We start from the raw sequence: 19,758 nt of genomic DNA, 5'->3' as shown, positions 1-19,758 counted from the left end.
AGACCTTGTGCGGAATCGCTTTACCGCATAGGAACAGAGCAAGAACGCGAACGGACAGGCAGAGCAGAATGCTGACATCGGTAGAACTATGCGCAGGTGCGGGCGGCCAGGCCCTCGGTCTCGAGGCGGCGGGCTTTGACCACACGGCGCTGGTTGAGATCGATAAGCACTGCTGCGCCACCCTGCGCCACAACCGCCCCGCGTGGAACGTGCTGGAAGAAGACGTGCGCAAGTTCAAGGACGTCGCGGGCGACTACAAAGGCATCGACCTCCTGGCCGGCGGCCTGCCCTGCCCGCCGTTTTCAGTCGCGGGCAAGCAGCTGGGCGAGAAGGACGAGCGCAACCTGTTCGATGATGCAATCGAGATTGTAGATTCGACCCGGCCTCGCGCGGTGATGATCGAAAACGTGCGCGGCTTTCTGGATGCGGTGTTTCATGACTACCGCGAGAAGCTGAAGAAACAGCTTTCGAAGCTGGGCTATGAAACCGATTGGCGGCTGCTGAATGCTTCCGACTTCGGTGTGCCGCAGCTGCGGCCGCGGGTGGCGATTGTTGCCCTGCGCCGCGAATTTGCAGGCCAGTTCAACTGGCCCGAGCCGCTGCCGCACAATCCGCCGACCGTGGGCGCGACCCTGATCGACCTGATGAAGGAGCGCGGCTGGCGCGGGGCCGATGACTGGGCTGCCAAGGCAGATGAGATCGCGCCAACGATTGTTGGCGGCTCCAAGAAGCACGGCGGGCCTGATTTGGGCCCGACCCGGGCGCGGCGCGCCTGGGCGGCGCTGGGGGTTGAGGGGCGCACCATTGCAAATGAGGCGCCAGATCCCTTCCACAACGACATGCCGCGCCTGACGGTGCGGATGGTCGCGCGCATTCAGGGCTTCCCGGATGCCTGGCACTTCACCGGCGCCAAGACCAATGCCTACCGGCAGGTCGGGAACGCCTTCCCGCCGCCAGTGGCAGAGGCCGTGGCACGTGAGTTGAAGGCGGCGATTGCCAAGCCGAAGCTGCATGCCGTGCGAGCCTAGCCCCACCGCTGCTCCGGCCGTCCCGCAAACCGCCGGGCAGGAGGTTTGCACTTGAAACAGAACATTCCCGACAGCTTGATCGGTTTCGGCCACCAGGATTTCAACGTCCTTATCCACCTTGAGATGGAGATCACCCAGCGCGCCGGCGGGCTGCTGGCGCTGGAGCATGACGTGGCCTTCATGCTGCGCGACTGCATAGACGATGTGATCATGACACCCAAGACCGGGCGGCGGTCATACGAAGAGCTGGAAAAGACCGAGAAGACCTATATCGGGACACGGGTGGAGATTGAACTGCGGGCCCTGCTGGGCCTGCGGAAGGGACGGCTGGACACCGTGATCCTGGGCCATGATGTCGACATCAAGCACACCATGGGCAGCAACTGGATGATCCCGACCGAAGCGGTGGGCAGCGCCTGCCTGCTGGTGGCCGCGGATGAGGCGCGGGCGCGCTGCTACCTGGGGCTGATCGTGGCCCGGCCCGAGTATCTGACCGCGGGGCAGAACAAGGATGCCAAGCGCAGCATCTCTGCCGAAGGTTTCAAACACATCCAGTGGCTGCTGAAGGACCACCCCTACCCGGCCAACTTCTGGCGCACTGCGGATGCGGATGCAGTCGAGGAGATATTCGGCTGCGGCACAGGCAACGCCCGCATGGCCACTCTGTTCCGGCTGATGCAGCGCCGCCCGATTCCCCGCGCCGCGGTAGAGGCGGTGGCGCAGCAGAAGGATTTCATGCGCCGCATCCGCGCTGACGGCGGCCATGGCACCCGCGACATTCTGGGGCGTGAGCAAATCGTGGTGCTGGAAGGGCGCAAGGATGCCCAGCTGATCAAGGCGCTGGAGCTGCTGCCATGCGCCGCAAGCGAGTTCATTTCCTGCCGGATTGAAACGGAGTACCATGCCCGCATGGCCGGACAATCAGGGCATCCCATCGCGTGGCCGACAAGCTGACACCAGAGCGGCGCAGCGCCAATATGGCCAAGATCCGCGCCAAGCACACCAAGCCGGAACTGCTGGTGCGGCGGATGGTGCATGGGATGGGCTTCCGCTACCGGCTGCACCGCAAGGACCTGCCGGGCAAGCCCGACCTGGTGTTCGGGCCGCGCCGCAAGGTGATCTTTGTGCATGGCTGCTTCTGGCACTTGCATGACTGCCGCGACGGGCGCATCCCGGCCAGCCGCCGCGACTACTGGGAACCGAAGCTGCACCGGAATGCGGAGCGCGACGCGGAACAACAGGCCGCCCTGCAGGCGGCGGGCTGGCAGGTTCTGACCATCTGGGAATGCGAGACCAAGGATCCTGCCGCCCTGAAAGACCGCCTCGCAGACTTCCTAAAAACGGCAGAATAATGCTTATCCACAGATACTTGCGAGGTTCCTAAAATTTCCTCTTGCGGCCCGTTTGGGAAAACCCTAAACACCGCTCACCGGATGGCAGCGCGGGCGTAGCTCAGGGGTAGAGCATTACCTTGCCAAGGTAAGGGTCGTGAGTTCGAATCTCATCGCCCGCTCCATTCGAAAGCGGAACAGGCCGTCCTTTGGGCGGCCTTTCGCTTTTCTTCACTGCGGCACAGGCGGCATTTTCTTCACTGAACTGTCATTTTCCGCTTGCGGGTTGCGCGCGGATTTCCTATTCACCGCGTCACCGGATGGCAGCGCGGGCGTAGCTCAGGGGTAGAGCATTACCTTGCCAAGGTAAGGGTCGTGAGTTCGAATCTCATCGCCCGCTCCATCGGGAAACGAAAAGGCCGCCCTCCGGGGCGGCCTTTCGCTTTTTCAAACGCCCCCGTGAAATTTGATCAAATTCCTTTGACGCGGGCTGAAAAACAGGCCAATGCTACTGCCAAACAATGCTCACGGGCAGATCATCGCAGGAGTATGGCCATGGCCCCAGTCATCTATCCCACCACCAATTTCACCGCGACCGAACAGCTGTGCCTGGACCGCGGCGAAGGCATCTATGTCTATGACACGGACGGTAACAAATACATCGAAGGGCTGGCGGGCCTGTGGTGCACCTCGCTGGGCTACAGCAACACCGAGGTGATGGATGCCATCACCGAGCAGCTGCACAAACTGCCGTTCACCCACACCTTTGGCGGCAAGACCCACAAGCCGATTATGGAGCTGGCCGAGAAACTGAAGGCGATGGTGCCGGTGGAGGACGCCTATATCTTCTTTGGCAACTCCGGCTCGGACGCCAATGACACCCACTACAAGATGCTGCGCTATTACTTCAACGCCATCGGCAAGCCGGAGAAGCGCAAGATCATCACCCGCGAACGCGGTTATCACGGGGTAACGGTTGCGGCGGGCTCGCTGACCTCCCTGCCCGCGAATCTCGCGCATTTCGATGCGCCGCTGGAGGCGCTCTCAATCCTGCGCTCGGACGCGCCGCATTACTACACCGGCCGCCAGGGCAATGAGACCGAGGAACAGTTTGTCGACCGGATCATCAATAATCTGGAAGAGCAGATCCTGGCGGAAGACCCCGGCACCATCGCAGCGATGATTGTCGAGCCGATCACCGGCGCGTCCGGCGTGATCGTGCCGCCGGAGGGCTACTACGAGAAGCTGCAGGCGCTGCTGCGCAAGCATGGCATCCTGGTCTGGGCCGATGAGGTGATCTGCGGCTTCGGGCGCACCGGCGCCGATTTCGGCTGCACCACCATGGGCATCAAGCCGGACCTGATGACCTTTGCCAAGCAGCTGAGCTCGGCCTATTTCCCGATCTCTGCCTCGGTCATTCCGGGATACATGTATGAGGCGATGATTGCGCAGACCAATGAGGTCGGCGTCTTTGGTCACGGCTACACCTATTCCGGCCACCCGGCGGCCTGTGCCGCGGCGCTGAAAACGCTGGAGATCTATGAGCGCGACAACCTGTTCGAGCACGCTGCGGACGTGGGCGCCTATATGCAGGCGCAGCTGCGCGAGATTTTCACCGATCATCCGCTGGTCGGCGAGGTGCGCGGCAAGGGGCTGATCGCGGCGCTGGAGCTGGTGTCGAACAAGACCACCGGTGCCAGCTTTGACAAAGGGGCCGCAGGCGCCGCCGCGCAGAAGGCCTGCCAGGAGAACGGCCTGATCCTGCGGGCGGTCGCGGGGAACGCGCTGGCGCTGTGCCCGCCGATTATCATCACCAAAGCCGAAGTGGACGACATGCTGGCACGGATGAAATCCGCCGTTGATACGGCTTATGCCGAGCTCAGCGAACAAGGCCTGATTGCCGCCTGACCAATCACCGGCCCGGAAACAGAAAACGCCCCGCTTTGCGGGGCGTTTTGCTTTCCATGGCTTGGTTGCCAGAAGCCTCAGAACACCTTGTAGGTCATTGTGGTCAGGGACCGCTCGATCCCTTCGATCTGCAGCAACTGGTCATTGATGTATTTGCCGACATCCTCCCCCGTCGGGATGTAAAGCTTCATCAGCAGGTCGAAGTTGCCGCTGGTGGAGTAAAGCTCGGAGTGGATTTCGCGCAGGGCGATCTCCTCAGCCACCTTGTAGGTGGTGCCGGGTTTGCAGCGGATCTGGACAAAGACGCAGGTGGACATGGGGCCCTCATGGCTGATCAGGAGTTTGCGCCCAAGCTCGCACGGGGCGCAGGCGGGCGCAAGAGACCGGGATTGCTGCAACAGGTTGCTCCCCATGCACAATGCCGCACTTGAGCCGTGCCCCCTGCCCGCCCTATAAGCGCCCAGGCAGAACTAAAGCTCTTGCAGCATGACGAAGGATAAGCCGCTGATGCGTACCGCCAAAGTGACCCGCAAGACCGCGGAAACCGATATCTCTGTCGAGATCAACCTGGATGGCACCGGGATCTATGACAACCAGACCGGGGTTGGCTTTTTCGACCACATGCTGGACCAGCTGGCGCGCCATTCGCTGATCGATATGACCATCCGCGCCAAGGGTGACTATCACATCGACGACCACCACACGGTGGAGGACACTGGCATCGCGCTGGGTCAGGCACTGGTGCAGGCGCTGGGGGACAAGAAGGGGATCCGGCGCTATGGCGAGTGCCACCTGCCGATGGATGATGCGCAGGTGCGCTGCGCGCTGGACCTGTCGGCGCGCCCCTTCCTGATCTGGAACGTCGAGCTGCCTACCCAGAAAATCGGCGCATTTGACACCGAACTGGTGCGGGAGTTCTTTCAAGCCTTGAGCACCCATGGCGGCATCACCCTGCATATCGACCAGCTGCACGGGTTCAACAGCCACCATATTGCCGAGGCGGCGTTCAAGGCGGTGGCCCGCGCGCTGCGGCTGGCGGTGGAGACCGACCCGCGCAAGGCGGATGCGATTCCGTCCACCAAGGGTGCGCTCTGAGATGCTGACCGCAATCATTGATTACGAATCCGGCAACCTGCACTCGGCTGAGAAGGCATTTCAGCGCATGGCGCGGGAAATGGATGCGGGCGAGGTCGTGGTGACCTCAGACGCCGATGTTGTGGCCCGTGCCGATCGGCTGGTGCTGCCCGGCGATGGCGCCTTCCCCGCCTGCGCGGCAGAGCTGCGCGGCCACAAGGGCATCTATGACGCCATGGTCGAAGCGGTGGAGCAAAAGGGCCGTCCGTTCCTGGGCATCTGCGTCGGCATGCAGCTGATGGCGACCACCGGGCATGAGTATGAGGAGACACCGGGCCTCGGCTGGGTTGGCGGCGATGTGGTGAAGATCACGCCCGCGGATGCCTCCCTGAAAGTGCCGCATATGGGCTGGAACGATCTGGTCATTGACCATGCGCACCCGGTGTTTGACGGCATCCAGAGCGGTGATCACGTTTATTTTGTGCATTCCTACCATTTCCGCGTGGCAACCCCTGCGGAACGGCTGGCGCATGTGGATTACGCCGGCGACGTGACCGCGGTCATCGGCCGGGACACGATGGTAGGCATGCAGTTCCACCCGGAGAAAAGCCAGGCCACCGGCTTGCGGATGATTGGCAACTTCCTGACCTGGAAACCCTGAAGGGACGGCGCTAACGCGCCGTGGCCTCCGGCGGGAGTATTTTCGGCAAGATGAAACCCGGGACTTTCAGGCGGCAGCGTTGCGCAGGGAAACCGGCGCCACGCCATAAGCCTTGCGGAAGGCGCGGGTGAAGCCTTCGGGGCTGGTATAGGCATAGCGGCGCGCGACGGCGTCTACCCGGTCGCCGCGCACAAGATCCTGATGCGCCAGGATCAGCCGCCAGCGGCGCAGGTAGCCGATCGGGGTTTCGCCGACTTCGGCGGCAAAAAGCTCCGCAAAGCGCGACAGCGACAGCCCAGCCTCCTGCGCCAGATCGGCATTGGCCCAAAGACGTCCCGGATGGTCATGCATCGCCACGATGGCGCGGCTGAGGCGCGGATCGGCGAGGCCCGCCAGCAGCCCCGGCTCTGTCGCGCCTTTCTGGATCTGATTGCGCAAAAGGCGCACCATCAGCACCTCGCCCAGCCGGTTGATCACCGATTGAGCGCCGCAATGCCGGCCCTCCGCCTCATCCCGCATCAGCCTGACCAGCCCCTGCGCCTCGGCATTGCCGGACACGTCATACTCCACCACCGGCGGCAAGGCGGCCAGGAACGGGTTGCGGTGTCCCGACCATTCCACCCGCGCCGCCCACATGACCGCGCCCAAAGCGGGGTCTGCCAGCGGGCCGCGGGTGCGGTAGAGGATCCGCACCGGCTGGCCTGCCGCATCCGCCAGGGCAATCAGGTTGGCCTGGCCCGGAGCTGCGGCCTGCACGGCGAGCTGGAAACGGTCCATCAGCGTGGTGAGGCGATCCATTATTTCGGTGTCTCCATCAGTTTTTCCGGATTTATAAGACATTAAACTGCGCGATACATTCAGGCAAGCACCACCACTCACACACTCCAAACGACCACTCACAAGGACCAATCACATGCTGATCCCCCGCCAGAAGACCCCGGACCTGACCCTGCCGACGCTGGACCACGGCCAGTTCGACCTGTCCTCGGAAACAGCCGAGCGCGGCACCGTAATCTGCTTTTACCGGGGTCTGCATTGCCCGATCTGCGCGACCTATCTGAAGGAGTTCGAGAAGAAGGTCGCGGCTTTTGCCAAGCGCGGCGTCAACTGTATCGCCATTAGCTCTGACGGCGAAGAGCGCACCCGCGCGATGGTTGACAAGATCGAGGCCAAGGAGCTGCGGTTCGGCTACGGCCTGCCGCTGTCTTTGGCCAAGGAATGGGGGCTGTATATCTCCACTTCGCGCGGCAAGACCTCGATCGGGATTGAAGAGCCTGCACTGTTTTCGGAACCCGGCCTGTTCCTCGTGACGCCGGAGCAGACGCTCTATTACGGGTCCGTGCAGACCATGCCGTTTGTGCGCCCGCATTTTGCGGAACTGGTGGCGGCGCTGGATTTTGCCATCCCCAACAACTACCCGGCGCGCGGTGAATACACCGGTGAGCTGTAAGCGCCGCAGCTGCCGCCGGGGCCGGTACAATTCACCGGTTTGAGCGATAGACAAGAGGTCCGCTTCCAGGCATACGGGGCGGACCTTTTGTCACTGCGGCAGCCCCTCCAATTGCACATCCGTTTCGAGAAATATGATCACGCTGAAGGCAAGCACCGCTATTGCCTGCTGAGCCTGACACCGACGCTGTTCGGCGACTGGTGTGTTGAGCGTGTGTCCGGGCCGCTGAACGCGCCCGGCGGTGCGCAGAAGCGGACGTATTTTGCGGCGCGGGCCGAGGCTCTGGCAATCTTTGAAGGGTTCCGGGACCGGCAGCTGAAACGCGGCTATGCGCCGATCCCGGTGCAGCTGGGGCTGCTGTAGCGGCAGCCTTCGAGGTGCTTACTGGACCCGGGTCCAGGTTTGCTTGGAGCAGATCAGCCCGCCCGCGACGCAGCCCCGCAAGGCCAGGGAGCTGCCCGCCAGATCCATTTTGCCGGTGTAGATCTTGTCGTTGGACGGCCGCCAGACCTTGCCCTCATAAGAGCCGTCGCCGTTTGGCACCATGTCGATCACCAGCGTCTTGCCGATGTTGGGGGATTTGTATTCGCCTTCGCTGTTGAAGGTGCGGGCGATCTTGCCGCAGACCGCAGCGCCGCATTTCGCCATCAGGATATGGGCATAGGAGCCGTCATCAGCTTGCGTCTTCCAGACACCAAGCACCGGGTCCGCCGCTGCTGCGCCTGCCAGCCCGACGGCTACGGCCATGCCTGCCAGTAGATGTTTCATTCCATTTCCTCCCTGTTTTGCAGGCAGCCTGTCCCTGATGCCGTCTTTGAGGCAAGGTTGACTTCGGGTCGCGTTGCAATCTGCCCTTACGTTGTGCAAAACACCGCCAGCTTGATTTCACGAAGGACCGCCCGGATGATCCTCTACCCCGCGATTGACCTCAAAGACGGCCAGGCCGTGCGCCTGCTGCATGGCGAGATGGACAAGACCACCGTGTTCAACGACAACCCCGCCGCGCAGGCGCTGGAGTTTGTCGAGGCGGGCTGCGAGTGGCTGCATCTGGTGGACCTGAACGGTGCCTTTGCCGGCGAGCCGGTGAATGCGGCGCCGGTGGAGGAGATCCTCAAGCAGACCAAAGTGCCCGCACAGCTGGGTGGCGGCATCCGTGACATGGCCACCATCGAGCGCTGGATCGGCAAGGGCCTGGCACGGGTCATCCTGGGCACGGTGGCGGTGGAGAACCCGGACCTGGTGCGCGAGGCGGCGCGGGAATTTCCCGGCAAGGTCGCGGTCGGCATTGATGCGCGTAACGGCAAAGTCGCAACCAAGGGCTGGGCCGAGGAAACCGACGTGATGGTCACCGACCTCGCCAAATCCTTTGAGGACGCGGGCGTGGCCGCGATCATCTATACCGACATCCTGCGCGACGGTGCCATGAAAGGCCCGAATGTCGAGGCCACCGCCGATCTGGCAAACGCGGTCAGCATCCCGGTGATTGCTTCCGGCGGCGTGTCCTCGCTTGACGATCTGCGGGCGCTGAAATCCTGCGGCGCGCCTCTCAATGGTGCGATTTCTGGCAGGGCGCTCTATGATGGCGCCATCGACCTGAAAGAGGCGCTGGCGGTTTTGAAAGCCTGACGCCGCCCTGGCGGAGGAAACCCCATGCGCCTTGTCCGCCGTATCCTGGCCATCCTGACCATCGGGCCGATTGTCCTGTGGCTTTTATGCATTGCTTTTGTGATGCTGCTGGGATTCGGCTTTGATTGCGAAATCCACGAGGGGTTTGCCAACCCCTGCGTGGTGCTGGGCCAGGACCTGGGCGAGACGGCTTATACCATGGGGGTTCTTGCCGCCTGGGGGCCGCTGATCTTCGGCCCGGTCTCCATGGGAGCCGGACTGTTGTGGGGACTGGCCATTGCGCTGTCGCGCTACCTGGCAGCGCGGCGCTGAGCCTATTCGGCTGCCTTTGCAGTCAGCTTGCCCAAGGCGCCCTGCATCTTGGCGATGAACGCCGCATCGGCGGGGATTTCGAGGCCGGAGAGCATTTCAGCCGGATCCTCATAGGTCAGCCAGACATGCCCGTCGGCATCCTCATAAGCCAGCACCTTCAGCGGCAGGTAGAGCCCTGCCCGCATGTCCGCCTGCATTGCGGGAGTGCCCAGTTTGGGGTTGCCGAAAATCAGGAGCTGGGACGGGCTTAGATCCAGCGCTGCATTCTGCGCGCCTGCGGCATGGTCGACCCGGGCAAAGACAGTTGCGCCCGCCCCCTCGACCGCGGCCTGCAGCGCATCCATGGTTTCGGCCACGGGTTTCTGGCTGGGCACAGTCACCAGCTCCGCAGCGGCAGGCAGTGCTGAGGCGAGCGCCATGGCGCCAGAAAGGGCAAGAGATTTTTTCATAACGGAAACTCCGGAAATAAGGGACACTCGTCATTGAAATCTGGCGAAGAAAGCGCCAGCATCAAGTCACGTTTACGGCACCAAGCTGTTCTTTATGCCTGCTTCATACGAAGGCAGTGAAATCACTGAGGTTTCAGGTCAACACTTGATGGATTTCATTATCATAGGGGCACCCTTTTTTACGGCCGCCCTGATCCTGTTCACATTTCCGAGAAAGGCCATAAGCATTGCCCTATTCCCACTCTTGATGGGTGTTCTCTCGCTGCTCAATGTAATTGTTATAAAGGGATGCAACGGCAATCACATCAAGGTTGGCTGGTCAAACTGCAGCCCTGAATTTTTGGGGTCAATCGGCAATTTACTTGCATGGCCGTTCATCCTGAACATGTTCTTGCTGCCTTTTACCGTGCCTTGCTTCCTTGGGCTGGCTATTTTCCTGGCCTTTCGGAAGCTTAGATGAGCGCAGCAACCGGACTAGCATAAACTCAGCGCAGTTCCGCATGCCCGGACCAAAACGCGCATCCCCTGCCATATCTGTTGCGCTTGCCGCAGGCTTTGCGTACCCACGGGGCAAGCAGCTTGAAAGGCACGATCCATGCTGAAAACCCGCATCATTCCCTGTCTCGACGTCGCTGACGGGCGCGTGGTCAAGGGCGTCAATTTTGTCGGCCTGCGCGATGCGGGCGATCCGGTGGAATGCGCCAAGGCCTATGATGCGGCCGGCGCGGATGAGATCTGCTTTCTCGATATTCACGCAACCCATGAAAACCGGGGCACCATGTTCGACATGGTGCAGCGTACCGCCGAGCAGTGTTTTGTGCCGCTGACCGTGGGCGGCGGGGTGCGGACCAAGGAAGATGTGCGGGCCCTGCTGCTGGCGGGCGCAGACAAGGTCTCCTTCAACTCTGCTGCCGTAGCCAACCCGGATGTGATTGCCGAAGCCGCGGATCAATTCGGCAGCCAGTGTATCGTCTGCGCCATTGACGCCAAGACGGTGGAGCCGGGCCGCTGGGAGATCTTCACTCATGGCGGGCGCAAGCCGACCGGCATCGACGCGGTGGAATTCGCACGGACTGTGGTGGCCAAGGGTGCCGGGGAAATCCTGCTGACTTCGATGGACCGGGACGGCACCAAATCCGGTTTCAACCTGCCGCTGACCAAAGCGATTTCCGACGCGGTGGACGTCCCGGTGATTGCCTCCGGCGGCGTCGGCAACCTGGATCACCTGGTGGAAGGCGTGACCAAGGGCGGCGCATCCGCAGTGCTGGCTGCCTCGATCTTCCACTTTGGAGAATACACGATCCAGGAAGCCAAGGAACACATGGCTGCCGCCGGCATTCCGATGCGGCTGAACTGAAGGGGCATGTGATGAGCCTGCTGCACGATCTCGAAGCCACCATACTGGCGCGCAAAGGGGCCGATCCGGAGACCAGCTGGACCGCCAAGCTGCTGGCCAAGGGGCCGGAGAAATGCGCCGAGAAATTCGGCGAGGAAGCCATTGAGGCGATCATCGAAGCGGTGAAGGATGACAAGGCAGGGCTCGCTTCCGAGGGCGCCGATGTTCTGTATCATTTCCTGGTGATGCTGGCCGTCCGCGACGTTGCGCTGGACGATGTGCTGCAAGTGCTGGCAGAACGCCAAGGCCTCAGCGGCATTGCCGAGAAGGCCGCCCGCCCCAAGGGCTGATCGCCGGAAAGGACCGCGCGGGTCAAGGGAGGCGAAGCCTTCCCGCGGCACGCGCGGCTTGCCCTTGACGCGCAGCCACAAGCAAACTCGGCAAAGTCCTTGAGGGCAATCCCGCCCTTCAAGGGCTTCTCAGCAAACAACTGCGCCGCGCAGCGGCGCCGGGCCCAACCGTGAAAGCCGCCCTTTAGGGCGGCAGGAATGGGCGGGAGCGCCCCGCCTGGCCACAGGCGTCACAGCTTCGAGGATATGATTCCGGTGGCAAAGCCGCCCATCCGCAGCTCGCCGAACAGGCGCTGGTATTCGATCTTGGGGCAGCGGTTCTGGATCACCGTCACCCCGCGCGCCTCCGCCTTGGCGGCGGCTTCGGCGTGCTCCACCCCGATCTGCATCCAGATGGTCTGCAGCTTGGGAAACGCCTCCAGCGCCTCATCCACAACCGGCGGCACCGCCTCGGAGCGGCGAAAGATGTCGACCATATCCACCGGCAGATCAATTTCGGAGAGGCTTGCCCGCACCGTTTCGCCAAACAGCATTTTGCCGACATGGCCGGGATTAACCGGAATCACCCTATAGCCTTTCAGGCCCAGGTAGCGCGCCACGTAATAGCTGGGGCGCACCGGGTTCATCGACACGCCCACCACCGCTACGGTCTTGGCCCTTTGCAGGACTTTCTTCAGATGCTCATCGCTGTAGTCTGTCATGCCCGCACCCTAGCTGCGGCGCCGGCCGCGGCAAAGCGGGATTCGCTGCCATTAAACAAAAATGCGCCCGGGCGAACCGGGCGCAAGGTATGGAACGAGGGACAGTGAAAAAGATCTGCGGTGGTTCCACTCCGCAGTCTGTATTGTATATGGGTCACGGTCTGAAAATTAAAAGCGCACCTCACGCATTTGTGAGATGACAGGCTATTTTCTAAGAGCAGCAGGCCAATGAATTCTGCCGGAAGCAATCATATGCGCTGTATCAGCCTGCCACAGGACATGTACCCGCCTGTTATTCAAAAGAAAAAGCTCCCCATCGACAATTACCCACAGCTGCGGATTACCTTCGTGCAGTTGACCCGCTGCCATGGCATAGGCGCAGTAGCCGCCGAAAGCAGGCGCATAGGCCCGCGGGTTGGCTTCGAATTGCGCGCGGTTGCGGGCTGTGGCAAAGCGCCAGACGACGCCCTTCCACGTGACGGCATGTACAGCCCGCCCCTCCTCGGCCGTTCCATGCTCAAAAAACGCAACCGCATCATATCCGCCGATGGCCACCCCGGCACGCGAGGAGTACACGGCCGGTTCAGCCCGCACTGCATCCGGCAGGGACAGGAACAGCACCGCGGCAGCCATCAGAACCAGGCGCAGGATCACATTTCACTCCATTCGCTGCTTGTATCAGGCCTGCGACTCTGCCGTACCGCCGTGCCGTTGCAAAGGCAGCTTACGCAGATGTGATCAGGGCGTGACGCCAAAGGCCTCAGCGGGCGATGGACGCGTAAAGGGCGATCGCTGCGGCGTTGGAGACGTTGAGCGACCCAAAGCCGCCAGCAGCGTCGATCTTGACCAGCCCGTCAACGGTTTCCTTGGTCTTCTGGCGCAGACCCGGCCCTTCAGCCCCCAATACCAGCGCAACCGGCAGATGCTGCTTGCCTGCCAGTGCGGATTCGATGGTTTGCTCTGCCTCGCCATCCAAGCCCAGCACGACGAAGCCCATCCCCTGCAATTCTGTGATCGTGTCGGCGAGGTTGCGCATCCGCAGGTATGGCTGACGCTCCAGCGCGCCGCTGGCGGTCTTGGCCAATGCCCCGGTTTCCGGCGCCGAATGGTGGCGGGTGCCGATCACGGCACTGGCGCCCAGCACCTCGGCTGAACGCAGGATCGCACCGACGTTATGGGGATCGGTGACACGATCCAAAAGAAGCACCCGCGGCGCCTCAGCCCCGATGCAATTTTCAGCCAGGCCACCCCAGTTCAAGGGCTTCACTTCCAGCGCCGCCCCCTGGTGCACGGACTGCGGGTCGATCGGCGGATTGAACTTTCGCGGGTCGATGACTTCGGCCTCGACGCCGGACTCGGCAATGGCATCCGCGAGCTTCGCCTGCGCATTCATGGTCACCATCAAGCGCAGTTTTTCACGCTTGGGATTGAGCAGCGCATCGCGCACCGCATGCAGCCCGAACAGCCAGACGGTTTCCGCTGCAGCGGCCTTTTTGGACTGTTCTTTTTCGACGACCCACTTGGGTTTCTTGGACATTTTGCTCTCCGGCAGAAAGAAATTTCGAGGCACGCGAAAAACTTGCGTTTTTCCGGTTGACGCCCCTTTGGCCTGCTTGTAATCACGCCTCCACATCAGGTGCAACACGCAACTGACAGTGGGCGACAGGCCGCAAGGTGTGGCAGGGGACTGTAACTCCCTCGCGGAGACGCACGCCTGGTTCGATTCCAGGGTCGCCCACCATCTTCTCTCTCTTTTCAGACTAGACGGTGGTGGTTCAGCAGCAGGCTGGACAGGCCGCGCGCTGCGCTGCACAGCAAAAAGCCCGCGTGAACTTCGCGGGCCTCTCCTTTGTTTCCAAACGGTAAAGTTTGCTCAGGCAGTCGCCGCCACGGCCTGTTCTGCCCATTCGGCCAGCGCGTCCAGATCCGGGCCCGCCGCCACGGCCATGCCGTCAGCAAAAGCCTGGAACGGCTCCACGTTCATCTTGTTGACGCCGGATATCACCGGGATGCCCAGTGCCAGTGCCTCGCCGATGATGGGCCGCATGCCGCGCCCGTCGGCCTCGTGCTTGCCGAATTTGTTGACGATCATCAGCTGCGGCGCCGGGTCTGACTGCAGGGTGGCAGAGACCTGACCGACCGCCTGCTCCAGTGCCTCCGGGTTCAGGCGGCAGCCGCGGGCGCCGGCGCCCAGGGACTGGGAAATGCGGATGGTTTCGCCGTCCGGCAGCACCCGCACATCCATGTCGCACAGTTCCTTGTCATAGCATTCGACATTGGTCTGCACGATGCCTGCCAGGCGGATGCCCTTGGCCTCCAGCCGCTCGGCCAGTTCGCTCAGCAAACGGTCCGTGGCACCGCGTTCTTCGGTCATCACATAGGCCAGGTGCATCGGTCGTATTCTCCAGTCTCGTGTCGTTTCATAGGTGGTCATGCGGGCGCCGGGGTCAACCCCTACCAGGGCAGCGGGCTGTAGCCGATGACAGGGGCGTGCAGAAGCAGAAGCGCCAGGAACACTGCCCCGGCCAGCGCGGCCTCACTGCCCGAGGGCCGCAGCCGGGCGAGGTTCAGCCGCGCGGTGTTGCGACTGAGGCGGCGCCATTCGCCCTGCCCCATCTGGCGCTGCTTGCGCTTGTCGATCAACGCCATGCCCATCCAGGCAAAGCCCGCAAAGAGGCCGAACAGAATGACATGCACCAGGTCGCCGTTGGCCAGCAGATGCGCCCCGGCCCACAGCGCCATCGCGGCCAATAGCGGGTGACGGCTGACTGCCAGGATGCCGGGATCCGCCGGATCAAAGGGCTTGATACCAAGCCCTCCAAAGCTGAAGGGATTCAGCCGCATCATGCCACCCACTGCCAGCAGGCAGGCCAGCGGCATCACCAGCAGCGGCGCCCAGCGGAAGCCCTCCCAATAGGGCAGCACGCCGACATAGGGCGCGCGGGCGGCGGCCACGACCAGCCAGGCCAGGATTGCCAGCGACAACACACTGTAAGCGATGAAATAGCCGCGCAACCCCAGACGGCTGACCAGCCAGGGCCGCACCGGCGGGCGCACGGGGATCGCGTGGCTGGCCAGGAACAGCATCAGCGCAGCGGTGAATTCAAGCCAGCCCATCGGGGTCTCTCCTGGTATAGATCAGCCTTTTGTGCAGCTATAGGCGGATGGGCAGTCTATAACGTTGCCCCAGATCAAAAAAGGGCGCCGCTGGGGCGCCCTTTTCTTTTGGATTTGAGGAGCGCTACAGGCCTAGCGCCTTGCGCCGCTCCTCGGCGAAGCCCTGCACCATGCGGTCGGCAATCAGGGCAAGGATCGCCATTGCCGCGCCGGCAGAAATCCCTAGCCCCACATCGGCCTGCCCCAGCGCCAGATAGATCGACTGGCCAAGGCCGGTGGTGCCGATCAGCGCCGCAATGACCAGCATCGCAAAGGCATAGAGAATGGTCTGGTTGAGCCCCAGCAGGATCGACGGCGCCGCATAAGGCGCGCGAATGTCCTTGAGCATCTGCCATGTTGTGGCGCCAGAAGCGGTCGCGGCCTCAATCATCTCATCCGGCGTCGAGACCAGCCCGTGCCGCGTGTAGCGGATCATCGGCACAATGGCATAGGCGATGATCGCCAGGAAGGCAGAGAACTCGCCGATCTGGAACACCATCAGCACCGGGATCAGGAACACGAACAGCGGAATGGTCTGCAGCATGTCGCAGACCGGGCGCACCACGCGCCAGACACCGGGAGACAAGGCGGAGGCCAGGCCGATGGCGCCTCCCATCACCGCGCAAGCAAAGACCGCGGCACCGGACAGATAAAGCGACAGGAGCGCCCGCTCCCACAGGCCGGAGAGCAGGATGGTGCCCAGCAGAAGCACTGTCAGGATGGCCAGTCCGCGCCCGCCAGCGACCCAGGCCAGCGCGCCCGCCCCCACCAGCACAAAGGGCCAGGGCAGTTGCGAAATGCCGGTTTCCAGCATCCCCGCGGCAATCAGCAGCATCACGCCCAGCGCCATCTGGCCGCGCAGCGCAAAGACCACGCCGGCCGCGGCACCCGCAGCAAACAGCACCGCACTCATTGCCGGGGTCCAGGCAAAACCCCAGGTAAAGGGCAATACTGCCTGATCCAGCCCGATCCGCATCGGCAGCAGCACATAGAACAGCACGTTGTTCTTGAGCGCGGTCAGGACCTCCGCATTGGCGCTGGTAAAGGACGAAAGGCCGCGGTCGACGCTGTCCGCTACCGGGTCGAACAAGCCGTAGTTGCCAGGCTGCTGAACGCTGCCCCAGAAGGCCGCGCTGACCACAACGCCCAGTGCCAGGATGCCCCAGGCAACGCGCGGGTCATGCCTGTCGCGCCGGTCCTGGGTCAGGGTGCCGCTCATCCGGTCGATCAGGATCGCAAAAATCACGATCACCAGGCCTGCCAGCAGGCTCTGGCCGAACTGGGCCTTGCGCATGGTCAGCAGGACTTCCCAGCCGATGTCGTCAAATCCGCCGATCACAGCGGCGATGATCACCATCGACAGCGCCGCCATCAGGCACTGGTTGACGCCCACCATGATCTGCTGCCCGGCGGAGGGGATTTCGCACTGGAACAGCTGCTGCAGGCGGGTGCCGCCGGCCATGATGGCGGCCTCCTTGATTTCCGGCTCCACGCGTTCGAGGCCCAGCAGCACATTGCGCGCCATCGGCGGCGCCGCGTAGATGGCGGAGGCGATGAGACCGACCACGGGGCCAAAACCGAACAGCACCAGCAACGGCGTGAGATAGGCAAAAGTCGGCACCGTCTGCATGATATCCAGTACCGCCTGCACCGGCTGGCGGATCTTGGGGTATTCATTGGCAAGGATACCGATGCCGCCGCCAATGATCAGCGCCATCGGCACCGAGACAGCGACCAGCGCCAGGGTGTTCATGCTTTCGGGCCAATACCCCGACGCCAGCACAAAGCCCAAACCCACAACCGCCATCAGCGCCATCCTCACGCCGCCCAAGGTCCAGGCCAGCGCGGTCGTGGCGCAGATGACCAGCGGCCAGGGTGTATGGCTTAGCACGTAGTTCGCCGCTTCCATCGGATAGAACATCAGCGCCGAGAAACTGCGCGCGGCGGGTTTTATCAACGCCAGGAGCCATTCCATGAAGGCCCCGACCCAGTCGGTTGCAGGCAGTACCCAGGCGGCGGGAAACTTGACCAGCCAGGGCAAACTGCTTTCCAGAAGGAGGCACAAGGCACCCACAACGGCTGCGATCAGCGCCGCAACCGAGCCTTTCGAAAGACCTGCCATCACCCCTGCTCCACCTGCAGCGCGGCAGCGAGGTCCGCTGGGTTCACCACGCCGACCAGCTTGCCGTCATCCGTGCGGACGGGCACCGGCTCGTACAGCTCCATGCAGCGCGCAAGGGCCGCGTCCAGTGTCATGTCCTGGCGCAGGCCGGGATCGTCGGCGCCATGGACATGGTGTTCTCCGGGCTGCATCACCGAGGACACATGCGCGTGGCGGCCCTTGGCCACGTCCTTTGAGAACTCGCGCACATAATCATCGACCGGGCGCAGCACGATGTCAGCAGGCGTGCCGATCTGCACCACCTTGCCATCGCGCATGATGGCAATGCGGTCGGCGAGCTTCAGCGCCTCGTTGATGTCATGGGTGATGAAAACAATAGTGGTCTTCAGCTTGGCCTGGATCTCCAGGAACTCATCCTGCAGCTGCCGCCGGATCAGCGGGTCCAGGGCCGAGAACGGCTCATCCAGGAACCAGACCGAGCAATCCGCCACCAGCGAGCGGGCAATGCCTACGCGCTGGCGCTGGCCGCCCGAGAGTTCGCGCGGGAAGTTCTTTTCGCGCCCGCCGAGGCCAACGAGTTCGATCACCTCCTGCGCCTTGGCCAGCCGCTGTTTCTTCTTCACGCCCTGCACCCGCAGCGGGTAGGCGACATTTTCGGCCACGGTCATATGCGGGAACAGGCCGAAGTGCTGGAACACCATGCCCAGCTTCTTGCGGCGCAGTTCGATCAGCCGCTTGGGGCTGGCCTCAACGATGTTCTCACCGTCGATGCGGATCTCGCCGCCGGTGGCGTGCAGCAGATGCGAGATGCAGCGGATCAGGGTCGACTTGCCGGAGCCCGACAGCCCCATGATCACAAACAGCTCGCCCTCCTTCACATCAAAGGAGGCATCCTGCACCGCGGGGATCAGCCCCTTGCCGCGCAGGTCTTGGGCTGCCGCTTCGGGTGTTTCGTGCCGCGACAGCGCCTCTTTCAGGGCGCTGTCTGCGTTGTTGCCAAACACCTGCCAGACATTCCGGCAGGTGATGGCAGGCGTTTCAGAGCCGGTCACGTGTGCAGCTCAGTTGATGGCGGCGTCGACAACCGGGCGCCACTTGTCCTCATTGGCGGCCATCCATTCGGCGACCACTTCCTCGACTTTGCCGCCATCCACATCGACCGCACCCATCATCGGCTGCTGGTCTTCCACGGCCAGTGTGTAGTTCGACAGGATTTCAAACGCTGCAGGCCAGGTTTCCGCGGTGCCGGACCAGGCGGCCTTGAAGATGCGCGAAGGCGAGAAGTCGCAGTCGTTGACCGCATCGGGGTTCGGGCCCCAGGCCGGATCGGAGAAGCAGGCGTCCTCGCCCGGCGGCAGGTCGACGAACTTCACGTCATAGGCCGACATTGCCCAATGCGGCTGCCAGAAGGTGATCAGCAGCGGCGTCTTGCGTTCAGTAGCCGCGCGCAGCTCAACGATCAGCGCCGCCTCAGAACCCGCTGGCACGGCCTTGAACGGCAGCGCCAGTCCGGTCATGCGGTCGGCGCCTGGGGTACCCCAGTCGGCCGGATAGTCAACCAGGCGGCCTTCGGGCAGAGTTTCAGCAGTGGCGAATTGCGCGGCGCAGTCCTTCAGCGCCTCCCAGGCCGGCAGGCCGGGGCAGATCTCGGCCACATGCGCAGGATAGGCGATGCCTTCGCGGGCGTTCAGCTCCAGATCTCCCAGTTCGACCACGGTGCCTTCCTCAACCTTCTTAGCGTATTCGTCGGACACATTGGAGGACCAGATTTCCAGCGTCGCGTGGATGTCACCATCGGCAATTGCCTGGAACTGGTTCATCATCCCGGCAGAGACGTATTCCACGTCATAGCCCGCAGCCTTGAGCATCTCGCCCGCAATGTGGGTGGTCACATGCTGGCCGGTCCATTCATTTACCGCCAGCTTGATCGGCTTACTGGTGTCGCCCAGTTCGGCAGCGGATGCGATGCCTGCGGCAACCGTCATTGTCGCGGCACCCAGCGCCAGCGCATATCCCTTGAAGTTCATCTCAATACTCCCTGTCATTTTTGCTGCGCCGCCGGCTGTCCGGCTTGGCGCGTCATTGGAACCCGGCGGTTCACGGCTCCTGCCAAGCCTTTTGGCAGTTCGTTTTCTTACGTTCAGGAGCCGGTGCCGTCAGTTTGGCCGGGGATAATGCAAGTATTGGAACATATTACGACCGCTTGTCGAGCAAATGCGACGCAAATCATGAAATATTTTGATTGACGATTCAA

The 19,758-nt window shown here is 62.6% G+C and carries 25 protein-coding genes and 3 tRNA genes; 16 read left to right on the top strand and 12 right to left on the bottom strand.

Features of this window, described 5'->3' with window-relative positions; all coding sequences use genetic code 11:
• Nucleotides 1–68 precede the first annotated feature (68 nt).
• The 6 genes from K3725_RS05275 (at nucleotide 69) to K3725_RS05250 (ending at nucleotide 4,267) form a co-directional block, all read left to right on the top strand.
• Nucleotides 69–1,028: a DNA cytosine methyltransferase gene (locus tag K3725_RS05275; protein ID WP_260017787.1), complete on the top strand. Its 960-nt coding sequence runs from the start codon at nucleotides 69–71 to the stop codon at nucleotides 1,026–1,028.
• A 51-nt stretch (nucleotides 1,029–1,079) separates the two neighbouring features.
• Nucleotides 1,080–1,982, top strand: a complete 903-nt coding sequence (locus tag K3725_RS05270; protein ID WP_260017786.1) for a NaeI family type II restriction endonuclease — start codon at nucleotides 1,080–1,082, stop codon at nucleotides 1,980–1,982.
• Entirely contained in the window at nucleotides 1,967–2,380 is a 414-nt protein-coding gene (locus K3725_RS05265) for a very short patch repair endonuclease (protein ID WP_260017785.1), read from the top strand. Before K3725_RS05270 ends, K3725_RS05265 begins: the two co-directional genes overlap by 16 nt.
• An 89-nt stretch (nucleotides 2,381–2,469) precedes the next feature.
• Nucleotides 2,470–2,544 (top strand) — tRNA-Gly (locus tag K3725_RS05260).
• 143 nt (nucleotides 2,545–2,687) lie between these two features.
• Nucleotides 2,688–2,762: transfer RNA gene (locus K3725_RS05255), tRNA-Gly, on the top strand.
• Between the two features lie 152 nt (nucleotides 2,763–2,914).
• The gene (locus K3725_RS05250; protein WP_260017784.1) at nucleotides 2,915–4,267 is read left to right on the top strand and encodes an aminotransferase; all 1,353 of its coding nucleotides are present in this window, start codon (nucleotides 2,915–2,917) and stop codon (nucleotides 4,265–4,267) included.
• Nucleotides 4,268–4,344: 77 nt separating this feature from the next.
• Here the strand turns inward: K3725_RS05250 and K3725_RS05245 are convergent, their stop codons facing one another.
• The gene (locus tag K3725_RS05245; RefSeq protein WP_039179418.1) at nucleotides 4,345–4,584 is read right to left on the bottom strand and encodes an Lrp/AsnC family transcriptional regulator; all 240 of its coding nucleotides are present in this window, start codon (nucleotides 4,582–4,584) and stop codon (nucleotides 4,345–4,347) included.
• A 190-nt stretch (nucleotides 4,585–4,774) separates the two neighbouring features.
• Here K3725_RS05245 and hisB point away from each other — a divergent pair, with 190 nt between their 5' ends.
• Both hisB and hisH read left to right on the top strand, forming a co-directional pair.
• Nucleotides 4,775–5,362 (top strand): imidazoleglycerol-phosphate dehydratase HisB, encoded by a 588-nt coding sequence (gene hisB, locus K3725_RS05240; RefSeq protein ID WP_260017783.1) that lies wholly within the window; start codon nucleotides 4,775–4,777, stop codon nucleotides 5,360–5,362.
• A gap of 1 nt (nucleotide 5,363) precedes the next feature.
• Nucleotides 5,364–6,002, top strand: coding sequence for an imidazole glycerol phosphate synthase subunit HisH (gene hisH, locus K3725_RS05235; RefSeq protein WP_260017782.1), 639 nt, complete (start codon nucleotides 5,364–5,366; stop codon nucleotides 6,000–6,002).
• Nucleotides 6,003–6,068: 66 nt separating this feature from the next.
• On the opposite strand, the gene K3725_RS05230 is transcribed toward hisH, so the two are convergent.
• On the bottom strand, nucleotides 6,069–6,800 hold the full coding sequence (locus K3725_RS05230; protein ID WP_260017781.1) for an AraC family transcriptional regulator: 732 nt from the start codon (nucleotides 6,798–6,800) through the stop codon (nucleotides 6,069–6,071).
• A gap of 115 nt (nucleotides 6,801–6,915) precedes the next feature.
• On the opposite strand from K3725_RS05230, the gene K3725_RS05225 reads away from it, so the two are divergent.
• The gene (locus K3725_RS05225; protein ID WP_260017780.1) at nucleotides 6,916–7,452 is read left to right on the top strand and encodes a peroxiredoxin-like family protein; all 537 of its coding nucleotides are present in this window, start codon (nucleotides 6,916–6,918) and stop codon (nucleotides 7,450–7,452) included.
• A 111-nt stretch (nucleotides 7,453–7,563) separates the two neighbouring features.
• A complete protein-coding gene (locus K3725_RS05220) occupies nucleotides 7,564–7,815 on the top strand; it encodes a WGR domain-containing protein (RefSeq protein WP_260017779.1) in 252 nt (83 codons plus the stop codon).
• A gap of 18 nt (nucleotides 7,816–7,833) precedes the next feature.
• Here the strand turns inward: K3725_RS05220 and K3725_RS05215 are convergent, their stop codons facing one another.
• Nucleotides 7,834–8,220: a DUF2147 domain-containing protein gene (locus K3725_RS05215; RefSeq protein ID WP_260017778.1), complete on the bottom strand. Its 387-nt coding sequence runs from the start codon at nucleotides 8,218–8,220 to the stop codon at nucleotides 7,834–7,836.
• A gap of 135 nt (nucleotides 8,221–8,355) precedes the next feature.
• Between K3725_RS05215 and hisA the strand changes: the two genes are divergently transcribed.
• Both hisA and K3725_RS05205 read left to right on the top strand, forming a co-directional pair.
• Nucleotides 8,356–9,078 carry a 1-(5-phosphoribosyl)-5-[(5-phosphoribosylamino)methylideneamino]imidazole-4-carboxamide isomerase gene (gene hisA, locus K3725_RS05210; protein ID WP_260017777.1) on the top strand — a complete coding sequence of 241 codons (723 nt, stop codon included), beginning with the start codon at nucleotides 8,356–8,358 and terminating at the stop codon, nucleotides 9,076–9,078.
• 24 nt (nucleotides 9,079–9,102) lie between these two features.
• A complete protein-coding gene (locus K3725_RS05205) occupies nucleotides 9,103–9,390 on the top strand; it encodes a hypothetical protein (RefSeq protein ID WP_260017776.1) in 288 nt (95 codons plus the stop codon).
• A 2-nt stretch (nucleotides 9,391–9,392) separates the two neighbouring features.
• Here the strand turns inward: K3725_RS05205 and K3725_RS05200 are convergent, their stop codons facing one another.
• Complete coding sequence (locus K3725_RS05200; RefSeq protein WP_260017775.1) at nucleotides 9,393–9,839, bottom strand: DUF302 domain-containing protein; 447 nt, start codon at nucleotides 9,837–9,839, stop codon at nucleotides 9,393–9,395.
• Between the two features lie 148 nt (nucleotides 9,840–9,987).
• Here K3725_RS05200 and K3725_RS05195 point away from each other — a divergent pair, with 148 nt between their 5' ends.
• The 3 genes from K3725_RS05195 to K3725_RS05185 all read left to right on the top strand — a co-directional run bounded on the left by K3725_RS05195 (nucleotide 9,988) and on the right by K3725_RS05185 (nucleotide 11,525).
• Entirely contained in the window at nucleotides 9,988–10,299 is a 312-nt protein-coding gene (locus K3725_RS05195; RefSeq protein ID WP_260017774.1) for a hypothetical protein, read from the top strand.
• A gap of 135 nt (nucleotides 10,300–10,434) precedes the next feature.
• The gene (gene hisF / locus K3725_RS05190) at nucleotides 10,435–11,196 is read left to right on the top strand and encodes an imidazole glycerol phosphate synthase subunit HisF (protein ID WP_260017773.1); all 762 of its coding nucleotides are present in this window, start codon (nucleotides 10,435–10,437) and stop codon (nucleotides 11,194–11,196) included.
• A gap of 11 nt (nucleotides 11,197–11,207) precedes the next feature.
• On the top strand, nucleotides 11,208–11,525 hold the full coding sequence (locus tag K3725_RS05185; RefSeq protein WP_260017772.1) for a phosphoribosyl-ATP diphosphatase: 318 nt from the start codon (nucleotides 11,208–11,210) through the stop codon (nucleotides 11,523–11,525).
• A 230-nt stretch (nucleotides 11,526–11,755) separates the two neighbouring features.
• Here K3725_RS05185 and K3725_RS05180 read toward each other — a convergent pair whose 3' ends face one another.
• From K3725_RS05180 to rlmB, 3 genes are all read right to left on the bottom strand, one after another.
• Nucleotides 11,756–12,226, bottom strand: coding sequence for a CoA-binding protein (locus tag K3725_RS05180; RefSeq protein ID WP_260017771.1), 471 nt, complete (start codon nucleotides 12,224–12,226; stop codon nucleotides 11,756–11,758).
• Nucleotides 12,227–12,430: 204 nt separating this feature from the next.
• On the bottom strand, nucleotides 12,431–12,880 hold the full coding sequence (locus K3725_RS05175; protein ID WP_260017770.1) for a YHS domain-containing (seleno)protein: 450 nt from the start codon (nucleotides 12,878–12,880) through the stop codon (nucleotides 12,431–12,433).
• 106 nt (nucleotides 12,881–12,986) lie between these two features.
• Nucleotides 12,987–13,763, bottom strand: coding sequence for a 23S rRNA (guanosine(2251)-2'-O)-methyltransferase RlmB (gene rlmB / locus K3725_RS05170; RefSeq protein WP_260017769.1), 777 nt, complete (start codon nucleotides 13,761–13,763; stop codon nucleotides 12,987–12,989).
• 120 nt (nucleotides 13,764–13,883) lie between these two features.
• Between rlmB and K3725_RS05165 the strand changes: the two genes are divergently transcribed.
• Nucleotides 13,884–13,967: transfer RNA gene (locus tag K3725_RS05165), tRNA-Tyr, on the top strand.
• 132 nt (nucleotides 13,968–14,099) lie between these two features.
• Here K3725_RS05165 and K3725_RS05160 read toward each other — a convergent pair.
• The 5 genes from K3725_RS05160 to K3725_RS05140 all read right to left on the bottom strand — a co-directional run bounded on the left by K3725_RS05160 (nucleotide 14,100) and on the right by K3725_RS05140 (nucleotide 19,531).
• The gene (locus K3725_RS05160) at nucleotides 14,100–14,618 is read right to left on the bottom strand and encodes a DUF2478 domain-containing protein (RefSeq protein WP_260018569.1); all 519 of its coding nucleotides are present in this window, start codon (nucleotides 14,616–14,618) and stop codon (nucleotides 14,100–14,102) included.
• 62 nt (nucleotides 14,619–14,680) lie between these two features.
• Nucleotides 14,681–15,343: an NnrU family protein gene (locus K3725_RS05155; RefSeq protein ID WP_260017768.1), complete on the bottom strand. Its 663-nt coding sequence runs from the start codon at nucleotides 15,341–15,343 to the stop codon at nucleotides 14,681–14,683.
• Between the two features lie 124 nt (nucleotides 15,344–15,467).
• A complete protein-coding gene (locus tag K3725_RS05150) occupies nucleotides 15,468–17,504 on the bottom strand; it encodes a proline/glycine betaine ABC transporter permease (protein WP_260017767.1) in 2,037 nt (678 codons plus the stop codon).
• The gene (locus K3725_RS05145; RefSeq protein ID WP_260017766.1) at nucleotides 17,504–18,556 is read right to left on the bottom strand and encodes a glycine betaine/L-proline ABC transporter ATP-binding protein; all 1,053 of its coding nucleotides are present in this window, start codon (nucleotides 18,554–18,556) and stop codon (nucleotides 17,504–17,506) included. Before K3725_RS05145 ends, K3725_RS05150 begins: the two co-directional genes overlap by 1 nt.
• A gap of 9 nt (nucleotides 18,557–18,565) precedes the next feature.
• A complete protein-coding gene (locus K3725_RS05140; RefSeq protein WP_260017765.1) occupies nucleotides 18,566–19,531 on the bottom strand; it encodes an ABC transporter substrate-binding protein in 966 nt (321 codons plus the stop codon).
• Nucleotides 19,532–19,758: the final 227 nt, after the last annotated feature.

Source organism: Leisingera sp. S132 (assembly GCF_025144465.1).
GTDB lineage: Bacteria > Pseudomonadota > Alphaproteobacteria > Rhodobacterales > Rhodobacteraceae > Leisingera.
The sequence above is the reverse complement of the archived record's forward strand: the minus strand, read 5'-3'. Positions and strand labels throughout refer to the sequence as shown.